This is a genomic window from Latilactobacillus graminis DSM 20719 (assembly GCF_001436415.1).
In the GTDB taxonomy this organism is placed as follows: Bacteria; Bacillota; Bacilli; order Lactobacillales; family Lactobacillaceae; genus Latilactobacillus; species Latilactobacillus graminis.
Genome location: NZ_AYZB01000001.1, coordinates 132,329 through 142,085 on the forward strand (window position 1 = coordinate 132,329; position 9,757 = coordinate 142,085).

At 40.8% G+C, this 9,757-nt stretch carries 9 protein-coding genes; 2 read left to right on the plus strand and 7 right to left on the minus strand.

Annotated elements, in window-relative coordinates:
- Positions 1-50: 50 nt before the first annotated feature.
- The 4 genes from FC90_RS00635 to FC90_RS00650 form a co-directional block, all read right to left on the minus strand.
- A complete protein-coding gene (locus FC90_RS00635; RefSeq protein WP_057907370.1) occupies positions 51-1,481 on the minus strand; it encodes a 6-phospho-beta-glucosidase in 1,431 nt (476 codons plus the stop codon).
- A 14-nt stretch (positions 1,482-1,495) separates the two neighbouring features.
- Positions 1,496-2,824: a PTS sugar transporter subunit IIC gene (locus FC90_RS00640; RefSeq protein ID WP_057907371.1), complete on the minus strand. Its 1,329-nt coding sequence runs from the start codon at positions 2,822-2,824 to the stop codon at positions 1,496-1,498.
- A gap of 180 nt (positions 2,825-3,004) precedes the next feature.
- Positions 3,005-3,739 carry a MurR/RpiR family transcriptional regulator gene (locus FC90_RS00645; protein ID WP_057907372.1) on the minus strand — a complete coding sequence of 245 codons (735 nt, stop codon included), beginning with the start codon at positions 3,737-3,739 and terminating at the stop codon, positions 3,005-3,007.
- A 104-nt stretch (positions 3,740-3,843) separates the two neighbouring features.
- Positions 3,844-5,217 (minus strand): 6-phospho-beta-glucosidase, encoded by a 1,374-nt coding sequence (locus FC90_RS00650; RefSeq protein ID WP_057907373.1) that lies wholly within the window; start codon positions 5,215-5,217, stop codon positions 3,844-3,846.
- 203 nt (positions 5,218-5,420) lie between these two features.
- On the opposite strand from FC90_RS00650, the gene FC90_RS00655 reads away from it, so the two are divergent.
- Entirely contained in the window at positions 5,421-6,320 is a 900-nt protein-coding gene (locus FC90_RS00655) for a MurR/RpiR family transcriptional regulator (protein ID WP_057907374.1), read from the plus strand.
- Between the two features lie 205 nt (positions 6,321-6,525).
- Here the strand turns inward: FC90_RS00655 and FC90_RS00660 are convergent, their stop codons facing one another.
- Positions 6,526-6,993 carry a threonine/serine exporter family protein gene (locus FC90_RS00660; RefSeq protein ID WP_057907375.1) on the minus strand — a complete coding sequence of 156 codons (468 nt, stop codon included), beginning with the start codon at positions 6,991-6,993 and terminating at the stop codon, positions 6,526-6,528.
- A 15-nt stretch (positions 6,994-7,008) separates the two neighbouring features.
- Positions 7,009-7,767 carry a threonine/serine exporter family protein gene (locus FC90_RS00665; protein ID WP_057907376.1) on the minus strand — a complete coding sequence of 253 codons (759 nt, stop codon included), beginning with the start codon at positions 7,765-7,767 and terminating at the stop codon, positions 7,009-7,011.
- A gap of 220 nt (positions 7,768-7,987) precedes the next feature.
- Here FC90_RS00665 and FC90_RS00670 point away from each other — a divergent pair, with 220 nt between their 5' ends.
- A complete protein-coding gene (locus tag FC90_RS00670) occupies positions 7,988-9,175 on the plus strand; it encodes a multidrug effflux MFS transporter (protein WP_083481975.1) in 1,188 nt (395 codons plus the stop codon).
- A 118-nt stretch (positions 9,176-9,293) separates the two neighbouring features.
- On the opposite strand, the gene trxA is transcribed toward FC90_RS00670, so the two are convergent.
- The gene (gene trxA / locus FC90_RS00675) at positions 9,294-9,629 is read right to left on the minus strand and encodes a thioredoxin (protein WP_057907377.1); all 336 of its coding nucleotides are present in this window, start codon (positions 9,627-9,629) and stop codon (positions 9,294-9,296) included.
- Between the last annotated feature and the right edge of the window lie 128 nt (positions 9,630-9,757).

The window sequence follows — 9,757 nt, forward strand, 5'->3', positions numbered from 1 at the left end:
TTCAATAAAAAGACAGCGACAAATTAATTTGTCGCTGTCTTTTTACATTATTATTCGAGCACGTCGCCGTTTGTCGCGATGACCTTTTGATACCAATAAAAAGAATCCTTCTTAATTCGCGCCAAATTTCCAGTCCCATCATCTTGTTTATCAACGTAAATAAAGCCATAACGTTTCGACATCTGGCCTGTTCCAGCAGACACCAAGTCAATACATCCCCAAGGTGTATAACCGATCAGATCAACTCCATCTATTTCAACGGCTTTTTTCATTTGGATGATATGGTCACGAAGATAATTGATCCGATTACTATCATGAACCTGACCGTCTGCTTCAACGTGATCAACAGCACCAAATCCATTTTCCACGATAAATTCTGGTAAGTGATAGTGATCGTTGAACCAGTTCATCACATAACGCAAGCCAACTGAGTCAACTTGCCAGCCCCATTCCGATGCCTTGACATATGGATTAGGAACTAAATCGTGTTCTTCATCATAATGAAGCGTTGTTTCACCGTTATCCTTGGTTGCAAATGACATGTAGTAACTGAAGCCGATGTAATCAACTGTTCCGGCAGCCAATTCTTTCAAATCATCTGCGGTAATATCTAAATCGTAGTGCTGGTTCTTTTGATATTGTAAGAGCCATTCTGGATAGCGACCATGGCAATGCACATCAGCAAACCAGTAACGTGTTTGCATTGCGCGTTCTGCCTTGAGCACGTCTTCTGGTTTAGCCGTCAATGGATAAATCGGACACATCGCAATCATACAGCCAATTTTGAAATCCGGATTAATTTGCTTGCCAATTTGAACGGCTTTCGCACTCGCGACTAATTCGTAGTGGGCAGCTTGATACATCACTTTTTCAGCATCTTCCCCAGGTTGAATCTGTAACCCAGAATTGGTAAATAAGGCAAATTGGCTGTGATAGTTGGCTTGATTATTAATCTCATTGAACGTCATCCAGTACTTCACTTTATTGCGATACCGTTTGAAAACTGTTTCAGCAAAGTTCAAAAAGAAGTCGATGACTTTACGATTACGCCAACCGCCATATTCAGTGACCAAGTGATATGGCATTTCAAAATGTGATAGCGTTATCACTGGTTGAATATCATATTTGAGACATTCTTCAAATAGGTCATCGTAGAATTTAAGCCCGGCTTCGTTAGGTTGTGTTTCATCTCCATTTGGAAAAATCCGCGTCCATGCAATGGATGTTCTAAAACTCTTAAACCCCATTTCGGCAAATAACTTAATGTCTTCCGGATAACGATGGTAGAAATCGATGCCTTCGTGGTTCGGATAGTTATTCCCAGGTTGCACACCGTCAGTAATCCCGCGTTGATGATTAACATCGCCGGCAGTCATCACATCGGCAACACTAATCCCTTTGCCGTCAACTTGCCAAGCGCCTTCCAATTGATGAGCAGCCACTGCACCGCCCCATAAAAAATCTTTTCCAAGTTGTCCCATGATCACCTTTCCCCCTATTTAGTTGTTATGCCTTGTTCTGCAGCATAGTTCAAATGGTCTTGTTTCCGAATGAACGGTAAATACGTAAAGAATGTCATTAATAACATTAATGCTTGCCACAATGCAGTCTTCCAACCGCCGACCAATAAACCAGAAATAATTGGTGGTGTCGTCCATGGTACCAACGTTCCGGGGAACATTGGGATTAAACCGATCCGAATCGCTGTCCACGTTAAGATAGCCGACAACACTGGTGTAATAAAGAATGGCACCATCATTATGGGATTCATCACAATTGGTGTGGCAAATAAAATCGGTTCGTTGATATTAAAGACGGCTGGCGCTAATGATAATTTCCCTAAATCTTTGAATTGCGCTGATTTGGCAAAGAATGCCATGTAAACGACAATCCCAATCGTCATCCCAGCACCGGTGACTGTCATAAATTGATCCAGTAACTGTTGTGTTACAATATGGCCACCATTGGCTAACGTTAAAGCTTTTCCTGAATCTAAAATTTTTTGGTTAGCCAAAGCATTGGCTTGCAGTAAAGGTCCCATAATCCCACCGACAATTGTAGAACCGTGCACCCCGAAGAACCATAAGAATGGTACCAAGAAAGAAATAGCTAACATGCCACCAAATGAATCGGTAATTCCTTGAAGTGGTGCTTGAATGGCATTGTAAATTGATTCTGTTAAGGTTGAGTTTGCAACCTTGTCGAAGAAGATATAAACCAAGAGTGAGCCACTAATTAAAACAGCAGCTGGAATCAAAGCGGTAAATGAACCTGCAACGTTCTCAGGCACTTGTTCTGGTAATTTAATCCGAATATCATGTTTTAAGAAAGCTGAGTAAATCCAACCGACTAATAAACCGACAATAATGGCCGTAATCATCCCTTGTCCACCAAGCCAAGTCCGATCAATAAACCCGGTTTGTTGACTCATCATTTTAACAGAGACAACAATCTTACCGGACGCCGAAACAATGGCGGTGCTTGGGCGCGTCACTAATAAGAAACAAACGATGGCGAGTAATGAGGCCGGGAATGGATCAAATCCTGCATCCTGAACCCATGAATAAGCAATCCCCGCAACGGCGATTAACGCCATAATTGCAAACGATGCGTTATAGGCTACATTCCAATATGGGGTCAAGCCAGTTGAAACCATCCAATTGGCCCAGCTCTTAACAGGTAAATTGGCTAGAATTAAGAAAATTGATCCAACAATTGTAAATGGCATTACGTAAAGCATCCCATTTTTTAATGCTGTAATTGGTCGTGTCGCAACAAACTTCATAATCGGCGGCATTAATTTGGTGTTAATCCAAGTATTCATGTGTTTAACTTCCTTTCGTTAGATGGTCATGGCAATTGATCAACATCGCCATTATAGAATGCGCTTCCATAACTGAAGTATAACGCACCTCTTTTTAATCCGACTAGTCCTTGGCTAAAATAAACACATACACCACTGATTGAGATTTATTTCTTAAAAAAAACATTTTCCAAATAAAATCTAATTAGCGCAGGCAATCCGGTGAGCTAGTAATTCCAAAATATAAATCACTGGTAGCTGCGTCGTATTATTTAAAGAACCATTCTTTTCTTCAGGCATATAATACGGAATCACAATATCTGCTAACCGCGCCAGAGTCGAATGGGTACTATTGGTAATCGCCAATACCTTGCCATTTCCCAATCGATATTGTTCAACTTGTGTCAGCACTTCCGGCGTTTCACCCGATACCGATAACACCACTAATAAGGTATTGGCGACGCCTGTTTGCTGCATCCCCATCGGTGTAAATGGGTCATTGATGCTCAGCGAAAAAATGCCAACGTTAGCCAGATATCTTGAGCCATACTGTGCCAGGGCACCGCTAGTTCCAATGCCAAAGAAAAAAACGGCTTGGGACTCTAAAATTAGCGCTGTTGCTTGCGATAAAAGCTTTCTGAATGTTTCATTATTCGTTTTATCCAAAAACTCGGTGATTGGTAATATGACATCATATTCAGGCATCGATGTCTTTTTCTGTGCCAACCGCTCTTGTTTTAGCATATATTTGAATTCCGAAAACCCCTCACAACCTAACTTTTCACAAAAGCGCGAGATTGTTGACGTCGATACATGCGCTTGAGTCGCTAATTGACGAATCGTCATTTTTTCAACCTGCGCGCGATGATTTAAAACATACTTTAAGACTGATAAGTCTAATGTATTTAACCGCTGGATTTTTTCGAGTTCAAACATTTACTAACCACCCCTTTAATACCATTCTATCAATCTTTACAGATTATAGCGCCTTTTAAGGGATTAAAAAAAGGATTCGCTGATTGCCAATCCTTTTTAGGTTACTACATCTTTCGAACTATTTCGTCTTTAACTGTTATGCCTTCTTTTTCCAGCCGTGTAATAGTGTTCGCAAATTGTGGCAAATAAGCCTTATGTGCAATCAATAGTTCATGCATAACGCGGGTTGCAGTTTCTCCAGATGGCACCAGTGGATTGCTAATAAAGGCTTGTAAGGCTGTGCCATAATCGCCCGTTATCGCAGCTTCGATGGTTAATAATTCCATTGATTTCATCATTTGTAACCACCCTCGCTCGGCGGTTGGTAAAGGTCCAAATGCAACATTCCGTGCACCAGCTCCACCAACATAGGCCGTCACTTCAACCGCACAATCCGCTGGTAAATCAAGGACTGCTCCGTTATTGCGTGTTGAGACTACAATTTCCGTATTCTTATTTGCATAAATTGACGCAATCGTTTCACAGGCCGCATCTGAATAATAAGCGCCCCCACGTTGTTCAAGCTGCTTAGGTTTGTAATCTAAATGCGGATCTTTATACAGCTCAAACAATTCGTGTTCAATGGCTTTGACTTGTTGAGCGCGTGTGCCGACAGTCGCATATTCTTTTAAACCATGATTTAACATCTCCTCAAACCGATAGTAATAACGATGATAGCCACACGGAATCATGTTCATTTGCTGTAACTGTTCCTTATAAAATGGCACATCAAAAATATTCTTGGGTAGTCCGCTACTTTCTTCATACAATTTATCGATCAATTGTGGCGTTAAGTCACGGCCTTTTTTATCAGCTACTTGGTGCCAGTGAAAGTGATTAACCCCTGCAAATTTATAGATTAAATCCGCCTGTGGCACACCTAACGTTTCAGCCTCCCCCATCTTAGCGACAACCGGCACATTACACAAACCAATCACTTTTTCCCATTGACCGTATCTTAAAACTGCCTCGGTAACCATGCCACTTGGGTTAGTAAAATTAATTAACCATGCGTCAGGGCAGAGGCGCTTCATATCTTCAACGATTTCTAAAATAACCGGAATGGTCCGAAATGCTTTAAACATCCCACCTGCTCCGTTAGTTTCTTGCCCTAATAGCCCATATGAAAACGGAATACGTTCGTCCTTCACCCGTGCATCCAGTTGGCCGACACGAAATTGCGTGGTCACAAAATCGGCGTCCTTAAGCGCTTCTTCCCGATTTAAGGTCGTATGAATCTGCACATCATACGGAGTTGCATCCCACATTCGTTGTGCCATTTGCCCAACAATCGCCTGCTTCTCAGCCCCCGCTTTAACATCTACTAACCAGATTTCACCAATTGGTAATTCCGCATAGCGCTTAATGAACCCTTCCATCAATTCTGGCGTGTAACTACTTCCGCCACCAATCGTTGCAATTTTTACTTTTCCCGTCATCTGAATGCCTCCTTTGATTTGTTTACAAATTAAGCATACCTAACGCAAACCGCAAACCCCACCTTTATGCCCTCGTTTAAAAGTGAGTTCGCATAAACTGCCGATATTAATGGCCTAAACGCGAATTTAATTTACAAATCACTAGGATATTTATTGACTTATTTTACAAATATCGCTAATCTTTTGTAAAAGGAGGCGGTTACATGTTAATTAAAGAAAAACTAGAGACATTCGCGTTTTCCCCCGCTGAAACCGTGGTTGTGGATTACTTGTTAACAGCTCCAGAAGCACTCGATCGGCTTTCCATCCAAGAAATTGCTGCTCAAACCTATACGCAACCGTCCACTCTGGTCCGCATTGCCAAAAAAATCCATTTCGATGGTTGGAAATCTTTTAAGAAACACTATCTAGAAGAGTGGCGCTACCTCAATAAACATTTTACGCGTATCGACCCCAATCTACCCTTTTCAAGTACAGATAGTTTGATGACCATTTGTAAGAAAATGGCGGTCTTGGACAAAATGACAATCGATGATATCTTCTTTTTACTCGACCACGATCATCTGAGTCAAGCTAAATCATTGCTACTCAAGGCAAATCATATTCAAATCTTTTCCCAAAACTCAAACTTACTCATCGCGCAAGATTTTGCCCTCAAAATGAATCGTATTCAAAAAAACGTTACGCTATCTGCGGTTCGTGGTGAGGAAAATTACGACGCTTATAATCTAGATTCAGATGCTTGTGCGATTTTAATCTCCTATTCTGGTGAAAATCCTAGCTTACTAGCACTTAACACTATTTTACAAGCACGTAGCATCCCAACAATTGCGATTACCAGTATCGGTGAGAATCGTCTCTCACAAGAATGTACTTGCTTTTTACCGATTACAACTCGTGAAAAACTCTATTCTAAGATCGGCAATTTTACCATCAATACGTCGATCATTTTCCTATTAAATGTTTTATACGCACTCGTTTTTTCGGAACATTATGATGCACATCTCGAACATCTACAACGGATTGGTGAACTAGTCGACCATCGCACCATCAGTAATGCTGTCATGCAAGAAAAAGCGCCCACAAAAAAAGCCCCCTCCTGACGGAAGGGGCTTTTTTCACAGTATTCCGAAGAATAAACACCTTGTGCTCCACAACACAGCGGGTGAAAACACCCTTGCAATACGGCAAGTGGTTAAATGAATAACCGTGGTATCCTGTATCTTTGGGTCTCCTAGCTGCTTTCGCAGAATAGTTGCCTACCGAGACTTACTCGACTCATCGCATAGACTTATTATAGCACACTTTTTAGTGCCGTGATACCCATTTCGGCGTAATTGTACCTTTGCGTGTTATGTCAGCCAAAATTTGTGCCAACATAAAGCCAACAGCAATCGCACCGGCAATCATAATGACCGACACACCTTGGCGAGCCGCTTCGTTCAAGTTCCCCAAAACTAGATTGCGAATCGCACGATAAGCTATCCCACCTGGCACTAACGGTACTAAACCTGGAATATTAAAAATGATCACCGGCATTTTTTTACGCCGCGCCATAATATTCCCACAAATCCCGACTGCCAGTGCTCCCAATAAATTAGCAAGCATCCGGCCACTACCAAAGTTAAAAAGCAGCCAATATACTTGCCACCCCGCCATGCCAGCAAAGCCGCACCATAATAATGCTCTTCTGGGTAAATTAATACAAATCCCAAAAGCAACAGTTGAACAATAACTAAATAACGCCTGGATGATAAATTGACCCCAATATGGCATCTAATTAACCTCTTTCTACATAAAGAATCTGAACACTAGGGCAATTCCCGTACCAATCGCAAAAGCACTCAAGGTAGCCTCCATGCCACGAGCCATTCCCGATAGCAAATGACCAGCTAGTAAATCGCGAATCGAATTCGTGATAGCTACACCGGGAACTAATGGCATTACCGCGCCAATGATAATGTTATCGATATTTACACCTAAGTGCCAGCCTGTTAGCAAATACGCCGCTAGACCAATCACCATCGCACTCAGAAATTCCCCAATAAAGCGAATACTTGTTAGGCGATTGACCGTTATAAAGACCGCATAACCTAAAGCTCCTACAACTGCAGCCGGCAGAATATCTAGCCAATCATATTCGCCTGAAAAAATAATCATTAACAATGCTGAAATTATCGCGGCAGCTACAATTTGCATCCAGATTGGAAAGTGAATTGTATCATGGTCAATATGTTTTAATCGGGCCATTAACTGATCCAAGCTAATCTCTTTATTCGCAAATTGTCGCGAAGCCGTATTGACGTTTTCAACTTTTTCAAGGTTAATCGTACGTACAGAAATAACACCTAATTGAGCATATGGCTGATTTTCGATACCAATAAATAACCCAGTGGGGGTTGTAAACACAACACTTCTTTGAACCCCGGCATTATAGGCAATCCGGTTCATCAAGTCTTCCACTCGATACATTTCTGAACCACTTTCAATCATAATCCGTCCCGCAATGAGACATGTTTCAAGTACTTTGTTTTTTTGGACAGCTTTCATGACTAAACCTCATTCAGGAAACTTTTTTCATTATCACCATCATAACTTGTTTAAGCCTAAATAGAAACCATTTACATATTAAAAATTGCTCATATACCATCAAAAGCATCGCCGGATATGTTAGGGTAATTAAGGCGCAATCTGCATCGCAATTAATTAATTCTTACGACACTAGCTGCGTTTTTAACGGGCTATTTTTTATTTTGGAGGGTTTATAAACATGGTATTGTCAAAAAAAAGAACATTGTGGTTATCAATCTTACTCGGTTCATTAAGTGCATATGGACCACTATTGGTGGATATGTATCTACCAGCATTTCCAATTATGGAAAGCGATTTTCATTCGTCAGCTTCCATGATTCAACTGAGTCTAACCATGTGTTTGGCAGGGTTAGCAATTGGCCCTATCTTTATGGGTGCTTGGAGTGATCGCGTCGGTCGAAAGAAACCACTCATAATTGGTATGACACTAGCTTTTATCGCTTGCTTATTATCATTAGTTACTCATAATATCTGGTTATTCTTCTTATTACGCTTTATCCAGGGATTAGCAAGTTCTGCAGGTCAAGTTATTACTCGTGCAGTAGCCAAAGATTTATTTAACGGTCAGCAATTAACAAAATTCATTGCCTTACTCATGGCAATTAACGGCATCTTCCCCATTATCTCACCATTGATTGGGAGTGCACTACTTCGGTTTACATCTTGGACTGGTATTTTTGGTTTCTTAGGGATTATTGGTCTTCTCTTACTATTAGGAATTATCTTTGGTTTCAAAGAAACCCATGCTGTTGTCACTGATACACAAACAGCACCAGCATTATCTGCTAGTTTGCAAAATATTTTCCAAGATCGACCGTTCATTTTATTTGTTTTAATTCAAGGATTAGTATACGGCGCAATGTTCTGTTATATTTCAGGATCTAGTTTTATGCTCCAAAATGTCTTTAGTCTTTCAAAATCGACCTTCAGTTTAATCTATGGTATTAATGGAATTGGGATTATTTTGATGGCCGAATTATCTACTGTTTTAATCCATTGGTTCAATGAGCTACAACAATTAAAGATGGGCTTAATCGGCGGACTAGCCGGTGCCATATGTGTCTTACTTAGTGGTTTGGGGCCAAACCGACTTTGGCTAGCTTTGGTCGGTCTTTTCTTAGTCGTTTCAACATTAGGTTTAATTAATGCAGTTGTCACCTCTTTAGCGTTACAACGCCAGGGACAACATGCTGGAATTGCTTCTTCAGTGCTTGGTCTTGGTATGTATGTCTTCGGTATTTTCCTATCCCCATTAGTTGGTATTATGGGTAGTTACACTTACCTCCCATTGGCAATTCTAATCTTACTCTGTGAAATCGGTGCCTTATCACTTTACCACCGCGTTAACCACCTAGTTCGTAAATAATATTTAACCCCTTAGAATCGGTTTAGTCCCAATTCTAAGGGGTTTTGTTTTTTTAAATTATATATTAAAAAGATCATTACGAATCTGCTTTTATGCGTCAATTCATAATGATCTAGTGTTAATCCAATGACTGTATTTCTGCTAATTTCTTATCTAAATAACGTTTTAATTTCTCTTTAGGGAATGCTCCAGTTACCTTTTCAGTCGCTTGCCCTTTTTTAAAAATTAGTAGTGTTGGAACCGATTGAATTGCATACTGTTCTGCTAAAACTGCTTGATCCTCGACATCAACAGTCCCTAAGCCGAACTGTTGGCCGAACTGTTCATGTAACTCGGTAATCATCGGTGTCATGATTCGACAAGGTGTACACCAATCCGCCCAAAAATCCAAAATCACCAATGGTTGATTTTGAACAAAACTTTCAATATTTTTTCCTGTTACAACCTGGACCATTGCAATCTCTCCCATCATACCCATTTAACAGCTACAAAAAAGGTTGAACCTTTCGGCTCAACCCTTTTAAACTTTGCGCGGCAACGTCCTATCCTCGCAGGTAGTTTCCCACCAACTACTATCGGCGC

Excerpts from the sequence above, each read along its gene's own strand:
- FC90_RS00640 (WP_057907371.1), bottom strand. The coding sequence starts at position 2,824 with ATGAATACTTGGATTAACACCAAATTAATGCCGCCGATTATGAAGTTT.
- trxA (WP_057907377.1), bottom strand. The coding sequence starts at position 9,629 with ATGGTCCAGGTTGTAACAGGAAAAAATATTGAAAGTTTTGTTCAAAAT.
- FC90_RS00650 (WP_057907373.1), bottom strand. The coding sequence starts at position 5,217 with ATGACGGGAAAAGTAAAAATTGCAACGATTGGTGGCGGAAGTAGTTAC.
- FC90_RS00645 (WP_057907372.1), bottom strand. The coding sequence starts at position 3,739 with ATGTTTGAACTCGAAAAAATCCAGCGGTTAAATACATTAGACTTATCA.
- FC90_RS00635 (WP_057907370.1), bottom strand. The coding sequence starts at position 1,481 with ATGGGACAACTTGGAAAAGATTTTTTATGGGGCGGTGCAGTGGCTGCT.
- FC90_RS00655 (WP_057907374.1), top strand. The coding sequence starts at position 5,421 with ATGTTAATTAAAGAAAAACTAGAGACATTCGCGTTTTCCCCCGCTGAA.
- FC90_RS00660 (WP_057907375.1), bottom strand. The coding sequence starts at position 6,993 with ATGCCATATTGGGGTCAATTTATCATCCAGGCGTTATTTAGTTATTGT.
- FC90_RS00665 (WP_057907376.1), bottom strand. The coding sequence starts at position 7,767 with ATGAAAGCTGTCCAAAAAAACAAAGTACTTGAAACATGTCTCATTGCG.
- FC90_RS00670 (WP_083481975.1), top strand. The coding sequence starts at position 7,988 with ATGGTATTGTCAAAAAAAAGAACATTGTGGTTATCAATCTTACTCGGT.